We start from the raw sequence: 21,431 nt of genomic DNA, 5'->3' as shown, positions 1-21,431 counted from the left end.
CAGTCTCTGCAAACTGGCTACTGAATACTGCAAACTATTTTTTATTCTTCTAGTTTTATATCCAATCCGAGTCCTTTCAATTCGTGCATAAGTACATTGAAAGATTCCGGCAATCCTGGTTCAGGCATAGGTTCACCTTTAACGATCGCCTCATAGGTCTTCGCTCTACCAATCACGTCGTCAGACTTGACCGTAAGGATTTCCCTAAGCGTGCTTGAAGCACCATAAGCTTCAAGAGCCCAAACCTCCATCTCACCAAATCGCTGACCACCAAACTGTGCCTTACCACCAAGCGGCTGCTGAGTAATAAGAGAGTATGGCCCGATAGAACGCGCGTGCATTTTATCGTCGATCATGTGACCCAGTTTCAACATATAGATAACACCAACGGTTGCTCTCTGGTCAAAACGCTCTCCTGTTCCACCATCATATAGATAAGTGTGACCAAATCTTGGAATTCCGGCTTCATCTGTCAGTTCGTTGATCTGATCTATGGTAGCACCATCGAAAATAGGAGTCGCATATTTCTTGCCTAATTTCTGACCAGCCCAACCAAGAACAGTTTCGTAGATCTGACCAATGTTCATACGTGATGGTACACCAAGTGGGTTCAACACGATATCTACAGGAGTTCCGTCTTCAAGGAAAGGCATATCTTCCTGACGAACGATACGGGCAACAATACCTTTGTTACCGTGACGTCCCGCCATTTTATCACCTACTTTCAGCTTACGTTTCTTAGCGATATAAACTTTAGCAAGTTTCAGGATTCCTGAAGGTAGTTCATCTCCCACCGAAATGGTAAATTTCTCTCTTCTAAGGTTACCCTGAAGATCGTTTTCCTTGATCTTATAGTTATGAATAAGATCGGCTACAAGTTCGTTAAGATGATCATCAGTAGTCCATGTACCGCTGGTAAGATGCGTATAATCATCTACAGCGTTTAACATTTTAAGGGTGTACTTTTTACCTTTTGGAAGAACTTCTTCTCCAAGGTCATTTTGAACTCCCTGAGCAGTTTTTCCGCCTACAATAGCGAATAACTTCTCTACCAACTCAGACTTAAGAACAGCGAATTTCGCCTCATATTTTTTCTCAAGTGCTGCAACATCTTCTTTATCCTGAGCTCTCTTACGTTTATCCTTGATCGCTCTTGCGAACAATTTCTTATCGATCACAACACCACTCAATGATGGAGAAGCCTTCAATGAAGCATCTTTCACATCACCGGCCTTGTCACCGAAGATCGCACGAAGCAGTTTTTCTTCCGGAGTTGGATCACTTTCTCCTTTTGGAGTGATCTTACCGATAAGAATATCACCAGGCTTCACTTCAGCACCAACGCGAATCATACCATGTTCGTCAAGGTCTTTTGTAGCCTCTTCGGAAACGTTTGGAATATCGTTGGTCAATTCTTCATTACCCAGTTTGGTATCTCTAACTTCAAGCGAATACTCGTCGATATGGATAGAGGTAAAAATATCATCTCTAACCACTTTTTCTGAAATTACGATCGCATCTTCAAAGTTGTAACCTTTCCATGGCATGAAAGCAACTTTCATGTTTCTACCAAGGGCAAGTTCACCGGCTTCGGTTGCGTAACCCTGGCAAAGCACCTGTCCTTTGGTAACTCTGTCTCCCACATTTACAATAGGTTTCAGGTTGATACAGGTTCCCTGGTTGGTTTTTCTAAATTTGATAAGATCGTAGGTCTTAGAATCAGAATCAAAGCTTACCATACGTTCTTCATCGGTACGGTCGTATTTGATAATGATCTTATTGGCATCTACATATTCCACTTCTCCTTCTCCTTCGGCATTGATCAATACACGAGAATCTGTAGCCACCTGTCTTTCAAGCCCGGTTCCCACAATTGGAGAATCGGCTCTTAATAATGGTACCGCCTGGCGCATCATGTTTGATCCCATCAGTGCACGGTTCGCATCATCGTGTTCCAGGAAAGGAATTAATGAAGCCGAAATAGATGAAATCTGGTTCGGAGCAACATCGGTATAATGTACCTCTTTTGGATCCACAACCGGGAAGTCACCCTCCATACGTGCAATAACACGATCGGTATCAATGGTTCCGTCATCTTTTAACGGAATGTTCGCCTGGGCGATCTTCTTACCTTCTTCCTCTTCTGCGCTTAGGTAAATAGGCTCTTCGGAAATATTTATTTTACCTTCAGAAACCGTACGGTATGGAGTTTCAATGAAGCCCATTCCGTTTACTTTCGCGTAAACTGAAAGTGAAGAAATAAGACCAATATTGGGACCTTCAGGAGTTTCAATAGGGCAAAGTCTTCCGTAGTGCGTATAGTGAACGTCACGTACCTCGAAACCTGCTCTTTCCCTTGAAAGACCTCCTGGCCCTAATGCAGAAAGTCGACGTTTGTGCGTGATCTCTGCAAGCGGGTTGGTCTGATCCATGAACTGAGACAACTGATTTGTTCCAAAGAATGAGTTGATCACAGAAGATAAAGTCTTCGCGTTGATCAAATCTATTGGGGTAAATACCTCGTTGTCACGAACGTTCATCCGCTCGCGGATGGTTCTTGCCATACGTGCAAGACCCACACCAAATTGCTGAGACAACTGCTCGCCTACGGTTCTAACACGACGGTTAGAAAGGTGGTCGATATCATCGATCTCAGCCTTAGAGTTGATCAGCTCTATTAAATATTTAACAATGGTAATAATGTCTTCTTTGGTAAGCACCTGCTTATCCATAGCCACATCAAGACCAAGTTTTTTGTTCATTCTGTATCGCCCAACTTCACCAAGGCTGTAACGCTGATCTGAGAAGAACAGCTTATCGATGATACCGCGTGCGGTTTCCTCATCTGGCGGCTCGGCATTACGAAGCTGACGATAAATATGTTCTACCGCTTCCTTTTCAGAGTTGGTAGGATCTTTTTGTAGTGTATTGTGAATAATAGCATAATCACCGGTTTGGTTATCTTCTTTATGCAGAAGAATGGTTTTTGTTCCGGTTTCGAGGATCTCCTCAATATGCTCTTTTTCAAGTTCGGTATCCCGATCTAAAACGATCTCGTTACGTTCTATTGAAACAACCTCTCCTGTATCTTCATCAACAAAATCTTCATACCAGGTGTTCAATACACGGGCTGCAAGTTTACGGCCCAGTACTTTTTTAAGACCTGTTTTTGAAACTTTAACCTCTTCAGCGAGGTCAAAAATTTCCAAAATATCCTTATCACGTTCAAATCCGATGGCACGGAAAAGAGTCGTTACAGGTAATTTCTTCTTACGATCGATATAAGCATACATCACGCTGTTTATATCGGTAGCAAATTCAATCCATGATCCTTTAAAAGGAATGACACGGGCTGAATATAATTTTGTTCCATTAGCATGGAAAGACTGTCCAAAGAATACCCCTGGAGAACGGTGTAACTGTGAAACAACCACACGTTCAGCACCATTGATAACGAAGGTACCGCTAGGAGTCATATAAGGAATGGTCCCTAAATAAACGTCCTGTACGATGGTTTCAAAATCTTCGTGCTCAGGGTCGGTACAGTAAAGCTTAAGTCTTGCTTTAAGCGGTACACTGTAAGTTAGTCCGCGCTCGATACATTCCTGAATGGAATATCTCGGTGGGTCCACAAAATAATCTAAGAATTCTAGTACAAATTGATTACGGGTATCCGTAATGGGGAAATTTTCGAGGAAGGTGTTGTAAAGACCTTCATTCCCCCGCTCTTCTGACTTTGTTTCCAGCTGGAAGAAGTCCTGGAAGGACTTGATCTGCAAATCCAGAAAATCTGGATAAGCAGGTTTGTTCTTCACAGAAGAGAAACTCAATCTTTCAGTTTGCTTTTCTAACATCAATGGACGGAATTATAATAATTTACATAAAAATAAGTTGCGATACAAGCCTAAGCTCTATATACGCAAAAGGGTTTAGACCTTCAGGAGCGTATCCTGAGGCCTAAACCTAAATAATATTGCTTTCGTCAAGCTTATTTAAGCTCAACCTCAGCTCCTGCTTCTTCTAATTGTTTTTTAAGAGCTTCAGCTTCGTCTTTAGCAACTCCTTCTTTAACTGGTTTAGGAGCGTTATCAACTAGTTCTTTAGCGTCTTTTAGGCCAAGACCTGTAAGTTCTTTTACAAGTTTAACTACTGCAAGTTTAGATCCACCTGGAGCGGTAAGAATTACATCGAATTCAGTTTGCTCTTCAGCAGCTTCTTCACCACCAGCGGCAGCACCACCAGCAACAGCTACTGCAGCAGCTGCAGGCTCGATACCATATTCTTCTTTTAAAATATCAGCTAACTCGTTTACTTCTTTTACGGTCAAGTTAACCAATTGTTCTGCGAAATCTTTTAAATCTGCCATTTTCTATCGTTTTTAAAAAGTTCTTTTAAATTTATATTTGTTAAAAAGTGCGTACTAAATTATCCCTCTTTTTCTGAAAGTGTCTTAAGGATACCTGCAAGTTTTCCACCACCTGATTTAAGGGCAGAAACAACATTCTTGGCAGGAGATTGAAGAAGACCAATAATGTCTCCAATAACTTCTTCTTTAGACTTGATATTTACAAGTGCGTCAAGATAGTTATCTCCAACATAAACTGCTTCTTCTACAAAAGCTCCTTTAAGAAGGGGTTTATCAGATTTTTTTCTGAATTCCTTGATCACTTTTGCCGGAGCATTTCCGGTTTCAGAAATCATGATTGAGGTATTGCCTTTTAAAACCGAAGGAAGGTCACCGAAATCTTTTTCAGTTGCTTCCATCGCCTTAGCAAGCAATGTATTTTTAACTACCGATAAGCTTACGTTTGCTTTAAAACAAGCGCGACGTAAGTTAGAGGTACTTCCGGCATCAAGGCCAGAAATGTCAGCCAAATAGACTGTACTTGATTCGGCTAACTGGGCAGTTAAATCTTGTATAACTTGTGATTTTTCTTCTCTTGTCATAATACCTAATTATTGCTCAGTAAACCTTTTAGTATCTATCTCTACACTCGGGCTCATGGTGCTTGAAATATGAATGCTCTTCATATAAACACCTTTTGCCGCCTGAGGCTTCAATTTTACCAGCGTAGTTAATAATTCTCTTGCGTTACCTGCAATCTTTTCAGCATCAAAAGATACTTTTCCGATAGCAGCGTGAACGATTCCATTTTTGTCAACCTTGAAATCAATTTTACCAGCCTTAACGTCTGAAACAGCTTTACCTATATCCATGGTTACGGTACCGGTTTTTGGGTTTGGCATCAAGCCTCTTGGCCCGAGGATACGTCCTAGAGGTCCAAGTTTTCCCATTACGCTGGGCATAGTGATGATCACATCTACATCTGTCCAGCCTCCTTTGATCTTATCAAGGTAATCGTCAAGTCCAACGAAATCTGCTCCGGCCTCTTTTGCTTCTTCTTCCTTATCGGGAGTCACAAGAGCAAGAACCTTCACATCTTTACCAGTTCCGTGAGGAAGTGTTACCACACCTCTTACCATCTGGTTTGCTTTACGAGGATCTACATTCAAACGAACCGCTAAATCCACAGAAGCATCAAAATTTGCGTTGGTAACTTCTTTTATCAAAGAAGAAGCCTCAGCTACGGTATAGGTCTTGCCGTTCTCGATCTTAGCCTGAGCTTCCTTTTGCTTTTTAGTTAATTTTGCCATTTTCTAATTTCTTTTTGGATTAAAACGGTGCATCACCTTTAACTGTAATTCCCATTGAACGCGCAGTTCCGGCAACCATTTTCATTGCAGATTCAACTGTAAATGCATTTAGATCCTGCATTTTATCTTCTGCAATAGCTTTCACCTGATCCCAAGAAACACTTGCTACTTTTTTTCGGTTCGGTTCCCCAGAACCTTTTTTAGTCTTAGCTGCTTCCATCAATTGTACTGCTGCAGGTGGAGTCTTGATCACGAAATCGAAAGACTTATCTGAATAAACAGTAATCACAACTGGCAGTACCTTTCCTTGCTTATCCTGGGTTCTACCATTGAATTGCTTACAGAATTCCATGATATTTACCCCGGCAGCACCCAAAGCAGGTCCAACTGGTGGTGATGGGTTAGCAGCACCTCCGCGAACTTGTAGTTTTACAACTTTACTTACTTCTTTTGCCATTTTTCAAATTTTTAAGTGATAGTTTATTGAGTGGAAGCTGAAAAAACTATCAAAAAATATGTAACAGTTATCTTTATACTTTTTCTACCTGCATATAGCTAAGCTCAAGCGGAGTCTTTCTTCCGAAAATTTTCACCATCACTTCCAGCTTACGCTTTTCTTCATTGATCTTTTCTACAGTACCGTTGAAACCGTTAAAAGGACCATCAATTACCTTTATAGTTTCACCGATAGTAAACGGAATAGCAACATTATCAGCTTTTACGGAAAGTTCATCTACTTTACCAAGCATCCTGTTCACTTCAGATTTTCTAAGCGGCACAGGATCTCCTCCTTTGGTTTCGCCTAAAAATCCTATCACTCCGTTTATTCCTTTTATAATATGGGGAATTTCACCTCCTATATTTGCCTGAATCATTACATAACCGGGAAAATAAACACGTTCTTTGTTCACTTTCTTGCCGTTACGAATTTGAATCACTTTTTCTGTAGGAACAAGAACCTGATCTACCGCATCCTGAAGACCCAGGTATTCAATCTCTTTCTCTATATAGTCTTTTACCTTATTCTCCTGTCCACTAACGGCACGAACCACATACCATTTTTTGTCCTTAGCTTCTGCCATCGTTACGAAATTATGATTTAACCCATTGGAAGTATCTTTCGATCACTGCGCTAAACACTGAATCGACACCCCAAATCGCTAATGAAAAAATAATCGAGAATACAGCAACAAGCACTGTAAGCCTTTGCGCTTCACTCCAGCTTGTCCAGGTAACGTGGTTTTTTAACTCGTTATAAGATTCTGATATGTAATTAACAATTCCTGCCATTTTCAAAAAATATTTGCACACTTCGCCTTCGCTCAGTGCAGGCTTATGAGAGACTCCCTTTGACTTTGCTCAGGAAAAGCTTCTCGCCTCGTTTAATCAGCACGGGTTGAGAGGCTCGAACTCCCGACACCTGGTTTTGGAGACCAGTGCTCTACCAACTGAGCTAAACCCGTATTTAAGGCAGATCATTCTTAGAATTCCCTGCCTGTAATATAAAGTGAAGGTATTCCGCAATTGAAAGCGGAATACCTTAATATATCACCTAATTATTAGTCTAGAATCTCAGTTACCTGACCAGCACCTACGGTTCTACCACCTTCACGGATAGCGAAACGCAGACCAACATTCATTGCGATAGGCTGGATAAGCTCTACTGTGATCGTAAGGTTATCACCAGGCATTACCATTTCAACTCCTTCAGGAAGGTTGATTGTTCCTGTCACGTCAGTTGTACGTACGTAGAACTGTGGACGGTAGTTGTTATGGAATGGAGTGTGACGTCCACCTTCTTCTTTTTTAAGGATATAAACCTCTGCTTTGAATTTCGCATGAGGAGTTACAGATCCTGGCTTGGTAATTACCATACCACGAGAGATCTGAGTTTTTTCAATACCTCTAAGAAGGATACCTACGTTATCTCCAGCTTCACCTCTGTCAAGAATTTTACGGAACATCTCAACTCCAGTGATAGTTGAAGTAAGTTTACCAGCTCCCATACCAATGATCTCTACAGGATCCCCGGTATTTGCAACACCAGTTTCAATACGACCGGTAGCAACAGTACCACGACCAGTAATAGAGAATACATCTTCAACTGGCATTAGGAATGGTTTATCAACATCACGCTCAGGAAGTTCGATCCAGTTATCTACAGCTTCCATAAGATCAAGAACTGTTTTAGCCCATTTTTCATCACCTTCAAGAGCACCAAGCGCTGAACCTGAAATTACAGGAGAGTTATCACCGTCATATTCATAGAAAGAAAGAAGGTCTCTAACTTCCATTTCAACTAGCTCAAGAAGTTCCTCATCATCTACAAGGTCAACTTTGTTAAGGAACACAACGATTCTTGGGATACCAACCTGGCGTCCAAGAAGGATGTGCTCACGAGTTTGTGGCATAGGACCATCAGTTGCAGCCACAACAAGAATAGCACCGTCCATTTGAGCAGCACCAGTTACCATGTTTTTAACGTAATCGGCGTGACCTGGACAGTCAACGTGAGCATAATGACGATTTGCAGTCGCATACTCTACGTGTGAAGAGTTAATGGTGATACCTCTACTCTTTTCTTCAGGAGCGTTGTCGATCTGATCGAAAGCGCGAGCTTCTGAATAACCAGCGTCAGCCAAAACTTTAGTAATAGCTGCAGTTAATGTAGTTTTTCCGTGGTCTACGTGTCCAATTGTACCAATATTAAGGTGCGGTTTGGAACGATTATAAGTTTCCTTTGCCATAATTAATACTTATTTAATCTTAGTTATATATTAGTGTTCAATTTCTATACAATACTTAGAGCCAACGATGGGAATTGAACCCATGACCTCTTCCTTACCAAGGAAACGCTCTACCCCTGAGCTACGTCGGCCTGAAACCTGTTTCCTTAAACAGTAATAACCATAAACCACCAAAGCGATCTATGGAAGCTCAGGATTGAGGTAACCCAGGTTCAAAATAGTTTATTTTCACATAAACTATAAAACAGAAAAGAAAAATACAAGGCAGGAAAACCTCTATTTTTACCCTGCTGAAGACCGGGAGAAATCCTGATTTAATAATTTTTTTGAGCGAGATAGCTACCTCCGTTTCACTTCGGCAGCCAGGCCGGATTCCCTTCGATTTCTCCGCCAGAGGCGGATCCACTCAGGACTGGCTTCTCACCCTGCTTTCCGCTTCCAACAAAATTCAATTCTCATTAAATTTCATTTTCTTCAGAAAGTCTTAGAGCGGGAGACCGGGTTCCCTTCGATTTCTCCGCCAGAGGCGGATCCACTCAGGACTGGCTTCTCACCCTGCTTTCCGCTTCCAACAAAATTCGATTCTCATTAAACTCCATTTTCTTCAGAAAGTCTTAGAGCGGGAGACCGGGTTCCCTTCGATTTCTCCGCCAGAGGCGGATCACTCAGGACTGGCTTCTCACCCTGCTTTCCGCTTCCAACAAAATTCAATTCTCATTAAATTTTATTTTCTTCAGAAAGTCTTAGAGCGGGAGACCGGGTTCGAACCGGCGACATTCAGCTTGGAAGGCTGACGCTCTACCAACTGAGCTACTCCCGCGGACAATTCAAGATTTCGAATTCAACATTCAAGATTAATCTTGAATTAAGAATTTTAAATTTTGAATTAAAGTGGTGGGGAGAGCAGGATTCGAACCTGCGAAGTCGAAAGACAACAGATTTACAGTCTGTCCTCGTTGGCCGCTTGAGTATCTCCCCAATTTCCATTATTTCATAGAACCACAGCTTTTCAGCTGAGCTCAGGATGTGTTTTAAAAACGGCTGCAAATTAAAGCAATTTTAAAACAGCTTCCAAAGCATTTTTTTTGATTTTCAGATTCAAATTTTCAAGGATTTAAACCTCAATGTTTTAGATCTTAAATTTTATCTGAAAAACCTATAATTTCAGTATTTCAAGAGCCGATAGAGGGACTTCCTTCGACTTCGCTCAGGATAAACCTCTCGTCCCTCTCTTGCTTTTCCAGAACCTGTTCTTTTAAGCAAATCCCTTGCGTTTTTTTCAAAATTTCAAGAGCCGATGGAGGGACTTCCTTCGACTTCGTTCAGGATTAACCTCTCGCCCCTCTCTTGCTTTTCCAGAACCTGTTCTTTTAAGCAAATCCCTTGCGTTTTTTCAAAATTTCAAGAGCCGATGGAGGGACTTCCTTCGACTTCGCTCAGGATAAACCTCTCGTCCCTCTCTTGCTTTTCCAGAACCTGTTCTTTTAAGCAAATCCTTTGCGTTTTTTTCAAAATTTCAAGAGCCGATGGAGGGACTCGAACCCACGACCTGCTGATTACAAATCAGCTGCTCTAGCCAGCTGAGCTACATCGGCCTTTTAACCAACTTTTTCAGCATAAAAAAGTCCGCTATTTCTAACGGACTGCAAATGTATAGAAATTATTTCTTTATCAAAAAATTATTCTTAAAAAAATCATCTATGCATAGGCGCTCAATTTTTTCTTTCTTTTGATTAACTGACGCTGCAAAGAACCAACACATTCATCTACACATTCTTCAAATTTCTTGCAGGTTTTCTTCACCATCAGATCCCCACCCGGCACACTAAGCAAAATTTCTGTTATTTTATTTTCTTTCCCACTTGTATTCTGAACCTTAAAATATACATCGGCATAAATGATCTTGTCAAAATAAGTATCCAGTTTGTCAAGTTTTCTCTGTGTAAAATCAATTAATTTACGATCTGCATTGAAGTTTACTGACTGCAAATTTACTTTCATATCAGGTAGAATTTAGTTAAACGAATAGATTAGGTTATCTTTAATTTTTATTGTTCCGCGGGTGCGCCTGCCGGTGTATCTTGGTTAGCTCGGCAATGCCGTTATGGGTATAAACCTGTGTGGACGCGAGGCTGGAATGCCCCAGAAGTTCTTTCACAGCATTTAGATTGGCTCCCTGGTTCAATAAATGTGTGGCGAACGAATGCCGCAGGATATGCGGACTTTTTTTTACTTTGCCAGACACCTCACTAAAATAATTATTTATAATGCGATATACAAACGTTTCGCTTAGTTTATCTCCCTTTTCTTTTATAAATAAATAGTCATTTTTAACTTCAGGTGAGTTGCTCTCTCTCTTTTCAAGGTATCTACTTATTGTTTTTTTAACTGAAGGCAGAAGAGGAATGAATCTTTCCTTATTTCTTTTTCCAAGGACTTTCAAAACCCCTTCTTCAAGGTCCACATTATTAATTCTGAGGTTTATCAATTCTGAACGGCGCATTCCGGTTGAATAAAATAATTCCACAATAAGCCTGTTCCGGAGTCCCTCCAGATCTGAATCATCAATGTTTTCAAGAACTTCAGAAATTTCCTTTTCAGAAAAAGGGATCTGTACTTTTTTGGCAGTTTTTAGGGCCTTGTGTTTCGCCAGTGGGGAATATTCGATCTGGCTGGTTTTAAGCAGAAACCGATAATAGGCTTTTAAAGAAGAAATTTTACGATTAATACTCCTGTTTGAAATACCCGCTTCGGAAAGTTGAACGATCCAGCTTCGAATTTGGGAATAGTTTGCCGATTCAGGATCCTTCTGTTCAAATTCAGTTATCAGGTATTTCAGGAAAGAATGCAGGTCAGCTGAATAAGCCGTCACAGTATGAGAAGAATACTTTTTCTCTAAACTCAGATAATCGAGAAAGGCAGAAAAGGGCATAAAAAAACTGTTGATAAACAAAGTTACTAAACTTTATCTACCAACAGTTTTTATTTTTGCGATTTCAAGTCGCCCGGCATTCACTAGATATCTTCCTGATCTCTAAGATGCTGGATATATTGAGCTTTCTGAACTTGCTGTCTTCTTTCAACAGAAGGTTTTGTAAAATGCTGACGACTTCTTAGTTCGCGCATTTTCCCTGTCTTGTCGAATTTACGCTTGAAACGTTTCAGCGCTCTATCTATATTTTCTCCGTCTTTAACTGGTATAATTAACATATGGCAATCACCTCCTCTCTTTAGAAATAGGCCGCAAATATAATGCAATTCTTAGAAATGCAAAGATATAAGCCTATCTTTTTACCTGTTTATATTTAATATACTGAAATTAAAGGTTTTAAAAAAATGCGTACATTCAAAATCTTAAAATCATTCAGTATGAAATCACTTCTTTTAGTCAGTTTATTTTTATGTCTAAGTCCTTCTCTTTTCGCTTTTCAGGATTTGGAAAATGTGGAAATTGAAATTATTCCCGTAAACGGAAATGTCTCCATGCTCAAAGGTGCCGGCGGAAATATTGGAGTTTTAACAGGTGATGACGGTATTTTTATGATCGACGATCAGTTCGCACCTCTCTCTGAAAAGATCATGAATAAACTTAAAAGCCTTAGCGACCAGCCCGTAAAATACCTGGTGAACACTCACCATCACGGCGATCACACCGGCGGGAATGGCAATTTTAAAAAGGAAGGAGCTTTGATCTTTGCGCAGGAAAACGTTCGTAAAAGACTTAAAAACGACAGTATGGTAGCCGGCCTCCCCGTGGTAACTTTTGATGAAAATATAAATCTGCATCTTAACGGAAATGATATAATGGTGGTCCATGTGCACAATGCCCATACTGATGGTGACGCGCTGATCTTTTTTCCGCAGAGCAACGTACTGCATACCGGGGATACCTTTTTCAATGCTCAGTTTCCTTATATAGACTTGAAAAGCGGAGGCAGCGTAGATGGAGATATCAAAGCTGCAGAAACGGGCCTTTCATTTATTAATGAGAAAACTAAAATAATTCCCGGCCACGGAGGCCTCGCAAATTATGAAAATTATAAAGATTACCTGGAGATGCTTAAAACCATCCGCAGGAATGTTTTAAATGCTATCAAGGCCGGAAAAACCGAAGCTGAGATCGTGGCAGATGAAAACCTGACGAATGAATTCTATACCGATGAAGCAATGAAAGATTCCTTTATAAATGGCCCTAAGATCAGGAAAACCTTTTATGATAGTTTAAAAAAATAACCCCTGAAAAATTCCAGGGGCATTTTTATAATTTTTACCAAAATCTCTATTTAGCTGCAGGTTTGTATTCTTTATTATCAATTATCATTTTGGCTATGATCTCCTTCAATATCTCTGAAGTTCCTCCGCCAATAGGTCCAAGCCTGCTATCGCGGAACAATCTCGCCATTGGGTAATCTTCCATATAGCCATAGCCTCCAAGCATCTGCAGACATTTATAAATGACCTCATCAGCGATTTTGGTAGCCAGTAGTTTAGACATACTTGCTTCTTTCACCACATATTCGCCCTTGTCAAGTTTTTCGGTCACTGAGTAATTGAATTCTTTTACCATGGCAATCTCACTGGTCATTTCGGCAACAGAATGCCGCAATGCCTGAAACTTATCCAGTGTTTTACCAAAAGCTTCACGCTCTTTCATATATCCCATCGCGTAATCCAGGGCGTATTCAGAACGGGCATGAGCATTAACCCCCATAATAAGCCTTTCCAGGGCAAAATGTTGCATGATATAACTAAAACCTTTGCCTTCTTCACCCATAAGATTTTCAACGGGGACTTCCACATTATCAAAAGCGATCTCTGCAGTATCTGAAGCTCTCCAGCCAAGTTTATTAAGCTTACTGGTAGAAATCCCTTTAAACTTTTTATCTAAAAGAAAAATACTCATTCCTTTATTCCCCTGCTCTGGATCTGTCTTGGCCGCTACAACATAAAAATCGGCATAAACACCATTCGTAATAAAAGTCTTTGAGCCGTTAACAATGTATTTGTCGCCTTTCTTTATAGCCGTGGTTTTCATCCCTGCAACATCCGATCCTCCAAAAGGTTCAGAAATACAAAGACATCCTATCATTTCACCTTTGATCGCTGCGGTAAGATATTTCTCCTTTAATTCCTCACTGGCTTCTTTGTTCAAATGCGTCATTGCAAGGTATGCATGCGCCCACATTGCAGCCGCAAAACCTCCGGAATTGATCTTTTGCAATTCTTCGAGAAAGATCACGGTATAGAAAAGATCAAGGTCCATACCTCCGAATTTCTCAGGCTGATTAAGCCCGAAATATCCCATCTCTCCGAATTTCTTCCAGATGAATGGTTCTATGGTTCCTGTTTCTTCCCATTTTTCTACATGAGGCACCACCTCTTTTTGCAGGAAATCCTGAAAGCTTTTCCTGAAAAGTTCATGTTCCTCAGTAAAATATCTGTTGCTCATTATGATATAATTGTTTAGCAATTTTTTGAATCACAAAAATCGGGTAAAATGCTTTTAACACTTCACACGATTTTCTTAATTTTTACTCTATGGCCAAATATAATTTAATTCTATCGATTTTATCGGAAGGAAAACCGTCGATTTTTGATAATTCATCAAAGGTTTGGATGCCTTCATGAAGTTTGCGATAGCCGATAATTTTTTTTGCCAGCCGTTCATTAAAATAGGGGATTTCAGAGAGTTGATCTTCTGAAACCGTATTTATATTTAACTTATTTACATTGGGTTTGATAAGGATCTTAAAACGCTGGCGAATTTTTTCCACCACCTCGGGTGTTAGCCCATAAACATCATTTAACTGACTTTCATCCAAAAATCCGCCTATTTTATACCGATATTTTACAATTCTCTGTGAAAGCACCTCTCCTACTCCATTGATGGTTTTCAGATCTTCCGGCGTTGCTGAATTAAGATCAGAAATCTCTGCCACGGTTTCATCAGCTGCCGTCTTCTGAGAAATATTGTATTTTTTTTCGGATTTTTCCACCCATTTCGGAAAACGAAGGGAAGGAGCCAAAATGTGCAAAAGACTGTCTGAAATACCCGTGACTTTCTGAAAATCTTCCGCAGATTTGATCCATTTTTGCTCAGCGCGGAAATCGAGAAGCCTGTTGGTTTGTTCCAAATTTAATCCCAGATTATAGGCTTTAAAATCGCTAAGATAATTCGGATTGAAAGGATAAATGGTATCTTTTGGCGACTTCAGAGATTTCAGAGACTTCAGTGAATCTAACTGCTTTCTGAATTTTTCAATTTCAGGATCTTCCGAAGAGATCTTTTCAGAATTTCCTAAAAGATTCGGAAAGAAAATAAAAATTTGAAGGATGATGATAAAAATGACCAAAATAAAAATCCCATTCTGCTGACTTCTGGAAAGCGCAAAATGGGATTTGAATTTCATTGTATTTTATAAAAGACTACAACTTATTGTAGTCGGTTGCCCCCTCTTCAAGAGCCTCCTCTTTTTTGTTAATAGCGTTCATATAACGCTTTAATTCCCGCCTGATCACCGGGGTTAACAACAGTACCCCTGTTATATTGGGCACCACCATGGCGAAGATCATCGCATCAGAGAAATTGATCACCGATCCAAGGCTGATAGAAGCTCCAACAATCACGAAGAAAAGGAATAAAATTTTATATACAAGGTCGGTGACTTTTCCCTTTCCAAAAAGGTATTTCCAACCCTGCATTCCGTAATAAGACCATGAGATCATGGTTGAGAATGCAAAAAGGATCACCGCGATAGTAAGTACAATAGAGAAGTGAGGAATCACACTGTCAAATGCCGTTGCAGTTAATTCAACACCTTCGGTTACCTCGGTTCCGTACTCCAGAAATCCGATATGGAAATTGGTAATTACGATCACAAGAGCTGTCATGGTGCAGATTACAACTGTATCCACAAAAGGTTCCAAAAGGGCAACAATACCTTCACTGGCAGGATATTTTGTTCGCACCGCCGAGTGAGCAATAGCTGCAGAACCTACACCGGCTTCGTTAGAGAAAGCCCCTCTTCTAATTCCCTGGATCATCACACCTACAAGACCACCGGCAATTCCAAGACCGGAAAAAGCACCTTTGAAGATCAATCCAAATGCGTCATCGATGTACATCCAGTTGGCTCCAAGGATAACAAGTGCGCCAAGAACATAAATACCGGCCATAAAAGGCACGATCTTTTCGGTTACGGAAGCAATTCTTTTAATACCGCCAATAATTACCACGGCAACAAGAATGGCCATTATGATCCCGAAATAAAAACCGGCGTTGCCGCCTTCAAGACCAAAAAGTTTAGTGAATTGCGCCGCTGCCTGATTGGCCTGGAACATATTCCCGCCACCAAAAGAACCACCAATTACAAAAATGGAAAATACTACGGCAAGAACTTTACCAAAGCCTCCCATATTTTTTTCCTTCAGACCTTTTTTTAGGTAGTACATGGGTCCGCCGTAAACAGTACCGTCTGGTCCTACATCACGATATTTAACCCCAAGGGTACATTCTGCGAATTTTGATGCCATTCCCAGCAAACCGGCAACTATCATCCAAAAGGTAGCACCAGGTCCACCAATTGATAAAGCCACGGCCACACCGGCGATATTCCCAAGTCCAACCGTAGCTGAAAGTGCTGCTGTAAGAGCCTGGAAGTGGGAAACTTCCCCATCGGCACCTTCATTTCTTAAGGTTTCTGGCAGATCTTCTCCCTCGTTGGGAGTAGGATCGGCATATAAAGTATCAACACCATGTTTTTCAATATCTTCATATTTACCCATCACCACTTTAATAGCGGTACCAAAACCGGTAAAATTAATAAGCTTAAAGTATACGCTAAAGTATATAGCACCACCAATAAGTAAAATTAGCACCCACGGAATTTGAAAATCATCACTGAAGGGGATTTCATAGAAGATGAGATCTACGAACCAACCGGTATAATCTCTAAATATTATGTCGATTTTTTCAGAAAATGTGAGGCTATCATTTTCCTGTGCAAATGTTATTAATGGAATAAAAATGCTACAAAGTGAAAATAAAATACGCTTTGATTTAGTTTTCTGCATCTGTTTATTTTGTTTTGTTTGAAAGAAGTGGCAAGATGCGAAAAAACTTAAGGTTTTCAAAAAAGAAATCGCAATTCCTTAATATTATCTTAACGGTGAGAAGTATAGATTTTATAAGGCTTCCGCCGAAATTTTTAAAATCTTTCGAAATCTTAAGAGAAGAATTGATGCTTATAAATCAAAAACCGAAGTACGTTTGGTATATACTAAATCTTTCAACTTCAGCCAAAAAGCCAGGATAAGATACATTATGAAACCTACTCCCATCGTAAAGAAAGACGCGTAAATAAAGAACAGTCGTACGCTTTTTGCCCTGATTCCCAGTTTATCGGCCAGGCGGGAAGACACGTAAAAACCATGCTTTTCGAAATAATGTCGAATGTTATAAATAAGGCTTGTCATAATGCAAATTTATGAAAGCCAAAGTTATTTCTGCAAAATTTGTGCGCCCCATTCACATTTTAAACATCTATTTTGATCGCAGTAGTTATTTTTAAGCTGAAGCAGTGCCTGAGACTGCATCGCGTTCTTACCCATAGAACTATTTAGTTTTTTAAAAATGGAAACGACAGAATTTTCTTCGGCGGGAATAGCCGAAATAAGATCAAAAAGAAAATCATTCCTGTCTTCCCCAAGATATTTATAGTAACAATACAAAATAGGTATGACGCAATTTATCAACAGTAAATTTATAAATGATTTGCTCAGTTTTTTGTTTCGGGGAGGATGTTGCGTTCCAAAATTATAGTGCGTTTTCCAGTATTCCGAAGGCCCAGTTTTAAAAAGCTCGTAAAAATCAAACAAATTTTGGCAATTTGTTAAGGCATTAAACAGTCCAGGTTTTTCAGAATAAACTGCTGCCAGCTGTGTCAGACGCAAGGTTGGAAAATTGTCGGGCCTCAACCTGAAAAATTTCGGAAGTATTTCCGAAGGTTTTAGCGAATATTTCATTTTAAGAAATTCATAGATTTCCTCAAGTTCCTTCGCATATTTATCTTCACCAGAAAAAAGCTGAGCCTGTCCCAGAAGAATCGCCTCTTTAGACTGCTGATCTTTGATTTTCCTGAAGATTTTGAACTCTATACTTCTCGCAATACTTTCAAAAGCCTCGGCGTTTACTTTTAATCCAAAACTCCTTGATAAACTCTGGAAGAGAACTTCTTCCCAGTCATTCCCGGTTTTTTCCAGAAGTTTAAAAATAGCTTCCGATTTACTTTCGAGCCTCTCAAAATATAAACTTTCCAGCCAGTGTTCTTTTGCAAGAGCCGTAATAGTAGAAAGGTCTTCCTCGCAATTTAACTGTAAATGCGGCACTTCCAGCAGGTGCTGAAAATTCTTAAAGGTCTTCGCAGGTGTATAAGACTTTAAAGAAATACTTGGAATAACTGAATTATCTCTTCGGAAAATTTCAGCGTCATCTTCCCAAACTACATGTAAAATAACATTATCATAAGCGGGATCGGTTTCATGACCATGAAAATACCAGTCTGAACTTTTTATATGGATTTCCACATTTCCCGCCCAAAGCTGTTCCCCAATTCTCAACTGCGCACTGAAGAAATCTGGGCCGGAATCAACATTTTCCATTCCCGGATTAATGATCTCGAGAACACGGCCATCAGAGGTCCTGGCGTTTAAGAAATCGAATTTCCTAAACTTCCAGATATAGCTTAAAAAATCTTCCTGCATTTTTCAAAAGTATAAAAATAAACATCTGAAAATGCGCCTGTTATAAAATTATTTCGAAAGTTTTTGGGCTACCTGATTAACGATCTGATCTACCCATCGGCGGTACATGATCTTGCTCGGATGTAAACTATCTCTAGCGACCAGCCGGGGATCTTTAATTACCTCCCGTGAGATGGGGGTAATATCATAAAAATCCACTCCAAAATCATCGGCCACCCTTTTATAAACCTCATTGTACCGGTCTATTTCTTTACTGATCTCGTCCTGATGAGCGATGCCGAAAGGGGTGTAACCATAATCGGGAATGCTGAGCGCGAAAACGCCTTTCTCCATGGTTTTTGAATGATTGATGGCTTTCCGGAAGATCTTCCTCAGTTCCTGTTCGTATTCATGAATGGGCTTTCCCTGGTACTGATTATTTACTCCTATCAAAATTGAAACAAGATCGAAATCGCGCTGCACGGCAAGCTCTTTCTCCATGCCATTGATCAGGTTCTCGGTAGTCCATCCTGTTTTGGCAATGATCTTTGGAACTGCCATTTTGTAACCGCGGTTTCGCAAAGCTTCGGCGAGCTGTAATGGCCAGCGTTCCGCCTCGGCAACACTCTCACCAATGGTATAAGAATCTCCCAGGGCGAGGTAGCTGTACTGCGGATTTTCTACGGAAGCCAGGATTTTAGGATCCCGGGAGCCGCAGGAAATACTTATAAATATTAAAAGGAAAACGTAAAATTTCTTCATATCAGCAATTTATATTCTGAAATTACTGTTTTTAACACAGAATTTTTCAGGCACTGCAGAAGTTTAGCCTTTTTTTAGCAATCTGCCTGCCTGGTAAGCAGGTTTTAGCTTCTCAATAGAAGAGATCCCCAAATAAATCCAGGATGATGTAATTTCCTGAATCAATATTTTAAAAATAAATAATGAGAATAATTAATATCCTACTCTTTAAATCCCATTTTCTTCATCCACTCCTCATTGTACATTTTTCCCACATAACGGCTGCCATGATCGTGGAAAAGCACGACCACCACATCATCTTTTTTAAAATGCTCTTTTAACTGAAGCAATCCTTTTGCCGCAGCACCGGCGCTGTTGCCCAAAAAGAAACCTTCCTCTTTTGCCAGTTTTTGGGTGTAGATCGCGGCATCTTTATCGGTTACCTTCGTGAATCCGTCAATAACACTAAAATCCACATTTTTTGGGAGAATGTCTTCACCGATCCCTTCGGTAACATAAGGATAGATCTCCTTTTCATCGAAAATGCCCGTTTCATGGTATTTTTTAAAAACCGAACCATAAGTGTCGATACCCCAAACTTTGATATTGGGATTCTTCTCCTTCAGATATTTTCCCACTCCCGATATCGTTCCTCCGGTTCCCACACCAACGACAAAATGAGTCACTTTCCCGTCGGTTTGTTTCCAGATTTCCGGACCTGTAGTTTCATAATGCGCCCTGGTATTGGCCAGGTTATCATATTGATTTACATACCATGAATTAGGGGTTTCTTCGGCCAGTCTTCGGGATGTTGAATAATAAGACCGCGGATCATCAGGGGCCACATCGGTGGGACAAACGATCACTTCACTTCCCACCGCTTTGAGAATATCCATTTTTTCTTTGCTTTGCTTGTCGCTCATCACGCATACCATTTTATAGCCTTTAACGATCGCAACCAGAGCCAGTCCCATACCTGTATTACCAGAAGTACCTTCAATGATAGTTCCTCCGGGCTTAAGAAGGCCTTTTTCTTCAGCTTCTTCCACCATTTTTAAAGCCATTCTATCTTTAACTGAATTTCCCGGATTAAAAGTTTCGTATTTTGCTAGAACCAGTGCATCAATATCCTTCACGAGCCTGTTCATCTTCACCAGCGGCGTATTGCCTATGGTTCCTAAAATATTTTCAGCGTATTCCATCTTTCGTTTTTAGAGAATGCAAAGGTAAAGAATCCATTACCAGTGACCAATGATCAAATAACAATACCTATTCTTAGAACTTATGGCTTTTACATAAAACCAAAGTTTATTCAAACTTTATCGCTTTTACAGGAGATATCTTTGAAATGATCACCGAAGGGATGAGCAGCATCAGCATACACAGGAAAAGCGTTCCGGCATTTACGGCAAGAATATAATCCCAGTTGATATAAATAGGAACTTCGGTCACGTAGTAAGTTCTCGGATCTAAAGGCACCAGTTTCAAGTATTTCTGAAGCAAAAGCAGACCGATTCCTATTAAATTTCCCCAGAAAAGTCCGAGGATGATCAGGTAAGCCGCATTGTAAAGGAAGATCTTCCGGATGCTCCAGTCCTGAGAACCCAGAGCCTTAAAGATCCCGATCATTTGCGTTCTTTCCAGGATCAAAACCAGAAGTGCGGTGATCATATTGATGCCGGCAACTAAAATCATAATTCCCAGGATCAGAGCGATATTGAAATCGAATAGCGAAAGCCACTCAAAAATTGAATAATATTTCTGACTGATGGTTTGAGTATCCAGAAAGGAGCCCGTATTTTCATAAACTTCATTCCCTTTTTGGTCCAGCTGATCGAAATCGTCGATAAAAACCTCGAAATTGCCCACCTGGTTCTCGTTCCAGTCATTGATCCTCTGAATATGCCTGATATCAGCTATTACATATAATTCATCAAATTCCTGAAATCCCGAATCGTATATTCCCACGATCTTGAATCCGCGTTGCAAAGGTCTTTCTTTATCCTCCCGCAGAAAAAAAGTGGGCATACGATCGCCGACTTTCAGATTTAAGCGGTTCGCCAGGTATTCAGAGATCAGCACCTCATCGTTCAGTTTTGAAGAATAATCAGGTAAACGGCCTTTTACCAGAAAATCCTTGAAATAGCTCCAATCGTAATCTTCCCCTACGCCTTTTACTATTACCCCTTCAAAATCTTCAGCAGTTCTTATCACGGCAAACTTCGTCGCCACCGCCTGCACGTGCTTGATTCCTTCTACATTTTTAAATTCCGGGTAGAAGTCCTGGTCTTTGGAAACAGGAATCAGGGAAACTTTGGAACTGTTATTATCATAACTGGAAATGATAATATGCCCGTTAAAAGCGGCAATCTTATCCCTGATTTTTTGCTGAAGTCCGAGCCCTGTAGCAAAAGAGATCAGCATCATTACAACACCTATGGCAATAGCGGTGATGGCTATTTTTATTATAGGGGCAGAAATACTACTTTTATATTTTTTGGCGCTGATGAGGCGTTTAACTACGAAGTATTCGAAATTCAAATCTAT

At 40.3% G+C, this 21,431-nt stretch carries 20 protein-coding genes and 5 tRNA genes; 1 reads left to right on the top strand and 24 read right to left on the bottom strand.

Translation table 11 applies throughout. The features are described from left to right. Positions 1–41: 41 nt before the first annotated feature. The 16 genes from rpoB to rpsU all read right to left on the bottom strand — a co-directional run bounded on the left by rpoB (position 42) and on the right by rpsU (position 11,612). Positions 42–3,854: a DNA-directed RNA polymerase subunit beta gene (gene rpoB / locus C7S20_RS11090; RefSeq protein ID WP_107012526.1), complete on the bottom strand. Its 3,813-nt coding sequence runs from the start codon at positions 3,852–3,854 to the stop codon at positions 42–44. A gap of 134 nt (positions 3,855–3,988) precedes the next feature. Beyond that, a complete protein-coding gene (rplL, locus tag C7S20_RS11085) occupies positions 3,989–4,366 on the bottom strand; it encodes a 50S ribosomal protein L7/L12 (RefSeq protein WP_107012525.1) in 378 nt (125 codons plus the stop codon). A gap of 59 nt (positions 4,367–4,425) precedes the next feature. Further along, entirely contained in the window at positions 4,426–4,947 is a 522-nt protein-coding gene (rplJ, locus tag C7S20_RS11080; RefSeq protein WP_107012524.1) for a 50S ribosomal protein L10, read from the bottom strand. Between the two features lie 9 nt (positions 4,948–4,956). Next, positions 4,957–5,655, bottom strand: a complete 699-nt coding sequence (gene rplA / locus C7S20_RS11075; protein ID WP_107012523.1) for a 50S ribosomal protein L1 — start codon at positions 5,653–5,655, stop codon at positions 4,957–4,959. Positions 5,656–5,674: 19 nt separating this feature from the next. Then, complete coding sequence (gene rplK, locus C7S20_RS11070) at positions 5,675–6,112, bottom strand: 50S ribosomal protein L11 (protein WP_107012522.1); 438 nt, start codon at positions 6,110–6,112, stop codon at positions 5,675–5,677. A gap of 73 nt (positions 6,113–6,185) precedes the next feature. Beyond that, the gene (gene nusG, locus C7S20_RS11065; RefSeq protein ID WP_107012521.1) at positions 6,186–6,737 is read right to left on the bottom strand and encodes a transcription termination/antitermination protein NusG; all 552 of its coding nucleotides are present in this window, start codon (positions 6,735–6,737) and stop codon (positions 6,186–6,188) included. A 10-nt stretch (positions 6,738–6,747) separates the two neighbouring features. Continuing rightward, on the bottom strand, positions 6,748–6,945 hold the full coding sequence (gene secE / locus C7S20_RS11060) for a preprotein translocase subunit SecE (protein WP_107012520.1): 198 nt from the start codon (positions 6,943–6,945) through the stop codon (positions 6,748–6,750). Positions 6,946–7,045: 100 nt separating this feature from the next. Continuing rightward, positions 7,046–7,118: transfer RNA gene (locus C7S20_RS11055), tRNA-Trp, on the bottom strand. A gap of 96 nt (positions 7,119–7,214) precedes the next feature. Further along, positions 7,215–8,402, bottom strand: coding sequence for an elongation factor Tu (gene tuf, locus C7S20_RS11050; protein ID WP_107012519.1), 1,188 nt, complete (start codon positions 8,400–8,402; stop codon positions 7,215–7,217). A 59-nt stretch (positions 8,403–8,461) separates the two neighbouring features. Further along, a tRNA-Thr gene (locus C7S20_RS11045) sits at positions 8,462–8,533 on the bottom strand. Positions 8,534–9,149: 616 nt separating this feature from the next. Then, positions 9,150–9,222 (bottom strand) — tRNA-Gly (locus C7S20_RS11040). 72 nt (positions 9,223–9,294) lie between these two features. Continuing rightward, positions 9,295–9,380: transfer RNA gene (locus tag C7S20_RS11035), tRNA-Tyr, on the bottom strand. A gap of 543 nt (positions 9,381–9,923) precedes the next feature. Then, positions 9,924–9,997, bottom strand: a tRNA-Thr gene (locus tag C7S20_RS11030). Between the two features lie 103 nt (positions 9,998–10,100). After that, positions 10,101–10,403 carry a ribosome hibernation-promoting factor, HPF/YfiA family gene (gene hpf, locus C7S20_RS11025; RefSeq protein ID WP_107012518.1) on the bottom strand — a complete coding sequence of 101 codons (303 nt, stop codon included), beginning with the start codon at positions 10,401–10,403 and terminating at the stop codon, positions 10,101–10,103. Positions 10,404–10,443: 40 nt separating this feature from the next. Continuing rightward, positions 10,444–11,334, bottom strand: a complete 891-nt coding sequence (locus tag C7S20_RS11020) for a tyrosine-type recombinase/integrase (protein ID WP_107012517.1) — start codon at positions 11,332–11,334, stop codon at positions 10,444–10,446. An 83-nt stretch (positions 11,335–11,417) separates the two neighbouring features. Further along, positions 11,418–11,612, bottom strand: a complete 195-nt coding sequence (gene rpsU, locus C7S20_RS11015; protein WP_107012516.1) for a 30S ribosomal protein S21 — start codon at positions 11,610–11,612, stop codon at positions 11,418–11,420. A gap of 159 nt (positions 11,613–11,771) precedes the next feature. On the opposite strand from rpsU, the gene C7S20_RS11010 reads away from it, so the two are divergent. After that, on the top strand, positions 11,772–12,635 hold the full coding sequence (locus C7S20_RS11010; RefSeq protein ID WP_107014210.1) for an MBL fold metallo-hydrolase: 864 nt from the start codon (positions 11,772–11,774) through the stop codon (positions 12,633–12,635). A 46-nt stretch (positions 12,636–12,681) separates the two neighbouring features. Here the strand turns inward: C7S20_RS11010 and C7S20_RS11005 are convergent, their stop codons facing one another. The 8 genes from C7S20_RS11005 to C7S20_RS10970 form a co-directional block, all read right to left on the bottom strand. Then, a complete protein-coding gene (locus C7S20_RS11005; protein WP_107012515.1) occupies positions 12,682–13,851 on the bottom strand; it encodes an acyl-CoA dehydrogenase family protein in 1,170 nt (389 codons plus the stop codon). A gap of 82 nt (positions 13,852–13,933) precedes the next feature. Next, positions 13,934–14,812 carry a ComEA family DNA-binding protein gene (locus C7S20_RS11000; RefSeq protein ID WP_107012514.1) on the bottom strand — a complete coding sequence of 293 codons (879 nt, stop codon included), beginning with the start codon at positions 14,810–14,812 and terminating at the stop codon, positions 13,934–13,936. Positions 14,813–14,828: 16 nt separating this feature from the next. Further along, complete coding sequence (locus tag C7S20_RS10995; protein WP_107012513.1) at positions 14,829–16,475, bottom strand: alanine/glycine:cation symporter family protein; 1,647 nt, start codon at positions 16,473–16,475, stop codon at positions 14,829–14,831. Positions 16,476–16,646: 171 nt separating this feature from the next. Further along, entirely contained in the window at positions 16,647–16,877 is a 231-nt protein-coding gene (locus tag C7S20_RS10990) for a PspC domain-containing protein (RefSeq protein WP_107012512.1), read from the bottom strand. A 24-nt stretch (positions 16,878–16,901) separates the two neighbouring features. Further along, on the bottom strand, positions 16,902–18,164 hold the full coding sequence (locus tag C7S20_RS10985; RefSeq protein WP_107012511.1) for a DUF2851 family protein: 1,263 nt from the start codon (positions 18,162–18,164) through the stop codon (positions 16,902–16,904). A gap of 48 nt (positions 18,165–18,212) precedes the next feature. Next, positions 18,213–18,905 (bottom strand): SGNH/GDSL hydrolase family protein, encoded by a 693-nt coding sequence (locus tag C7S20_RS10980; protein WP_107012510.1) that lies wholly within the window; start codon positions 18,903–18,905, stop codon positions 18,213–18,215. Positions 18,906–19,105: 200 nt separating this feature from the next. Then, on the bottom strand, positions 19,106–20,086 hold the full coding sequence (locus tag C7S20_RS10975; protein WP_107012509.1) for a PLP-dependent cysteine synthase family protein: 981 nt from the start codon (positions 20,084–20,086) through the stop codon (positions 19,106–19,108). A 106-nt stretch (positions 20,087–20,192) separates the two neighbouring features. Beyond that, positions 20,193–21,425 (bottom strand): ABC transporter permease, encoded by a 1,233-nt coding sequence (locus C7S20_RS10970; protein WP_107012508.1) that lies wholly within the window; start codon positions 21,423–21,425, stop codon positions 20,193–20,195. Positions 21,426–21,431 lie beyond the last annotated feature (6 nt).

Origin of the sequence: Christiangramia fulva (assembly GCF_003024155.1) — a bacterium.
GTDB classification, from domain to species: Bacteria; Bacteroidota; Bacteroidia; order Flavobacteriales; family Flavobacteriaceae; genus Christiangramia; species Christiangramia fulva.
This window is presented reverse-complemented; position numbering and strand designations above follow the sequence as displayed.

Excerpts from the sequence above, each read along its gene's own strand:
- tuf (WP_107012519.1), bottom strand. The coding sequence starts at position 8,402 with ATGGCAAAGGAAACTTATAATCGTTCCAAACCGCACCTTAATATTGGT.
- C7S20_RS10995 (WP_107012513.1), bottom strand. The coding sequence starts at position 16,475 with ATGCAGAAAACTAAATCAAAGCGTATTTTATTTTCACTTTGTAGCATT.
- C7S20_RS11005 (WP_107012515.1), bottom strand. The coding sequence starts at position 13,851 with ATGAGCAACAGATATTTTACTGAGGAACATGAACTTTTCAGGAAAAGC.
- hpf (WP_107012518.1), bottom strand. The coding sequence starts at position 10,403 with ATGAAAGTAAATTTGCAGTCAGTAAACTTCAATGCAGATCGTAAATTA.
- rplL (WP_107012525.1), bottom strand. The coding sequence starts at position 4,366 with ATGGCAGATTTAAAAGATTTCGCAGAACAATTGGTTAACTTGACCGTA.
- C7S20_RS10990 (WP_107012512.1), bottom strand. The coding sequence starts at position 16,877 with ATGACAAGCCTTATTTATAACATTCGACATTATTTCGAAAAGCATGGT.
- rplK (WP_107012522.1), bottom strand. The coding sequence starts at position 6,112 with ATGGCAAAAGAAGTAAGTAAAGTTGTAAAACTACAAGTTCGCGGAGGT.
- C7S20_RS11020 (WP_107012517.1), bottom strand. The coding sequence starts at position 11,334 with ATGCCCTTTTCTGCCTTTCTCGATTATCTGAGTTTAGAGAAAAAGTAT.
- C7S20_RS10975 (WP_107012509.1), bottom strand. The coding sequence starts at position 20,086 with ATGGAATACGCTGAAAATATTTTAGGAACCATAGGCAATACGCCGCTG.
- C7S20_RS11010 (WP_107014210.1), top strand. The coding sequence starts at position 11,772 with ATGAAATCACTTCTTTTAGTCAGTTTATTTTTATGTCTAAGTCCTTCT.
- nusG (WP_107012521.1), bottom strand. The coding sequence starts at position 6,737 with ATGGCAGAAGCTAAGGACAAAAAATGGTATGTGGTTCGTGCCGTTAGT.
- C7S20_RS10985 (WP_107012511.1), bottom strand. The coding sequence starts at position 18,164 with ATGCAGGAAGATTTTTTAAGCTATATCTGGAAGTTTAGGAAATTCGAT.
- secE (WP_107012520.1), bottom strand. The coding sequence starts at position 6,945 with ATGGCAGGAATTGTTAATTACATATCAGAATCTTATAACGAGTTAAAA.
- C7S20_RS11000 (WP_107012514.1), bottom strand. The coding sequence starts at position 14,812 with ATGAAATTCAAATCCCATTTTGCGCTTTCCAGAAGTCAGCAGAATGGG.
- rplJ (WP_107012524.1), bottom strand. The coding sequence starts at position 4,947 with ATGACAAGAGAAGAAAAATCACAAGTTATACAAGATTTAACTGCCCAG.
- rplA (WP_107012523.1), bottom strand. The coding sequence starts at position 5,655 with ATGGCAAAATTAACTAAAAAGCAAAAGGAAGCTCAGGCTAAGATCGAG.
- rpsU (WP_107012516.1), bottom strand. The coding sequence starts at position 11,612 with ATGTTAATTATACCAGTTAAAGACGGAGAAAATATAGATAGAGCGCTG.
- C7S20_RS10980 (WP_107012510.1), bottom strand. The coding sequence starts at position 18,905 with ATGAAGAAATTTTACGTTTTCCTTTTAATATTTATAAGTATTTCCTGC.
- rpoB (WP_107012526.1), bottom strand. The coding sequence starts at position 3,854 with ATGTTAGAAAAGCAAACTGAAAGATTGAGTTTCTCTTCTGTGAAGAAC.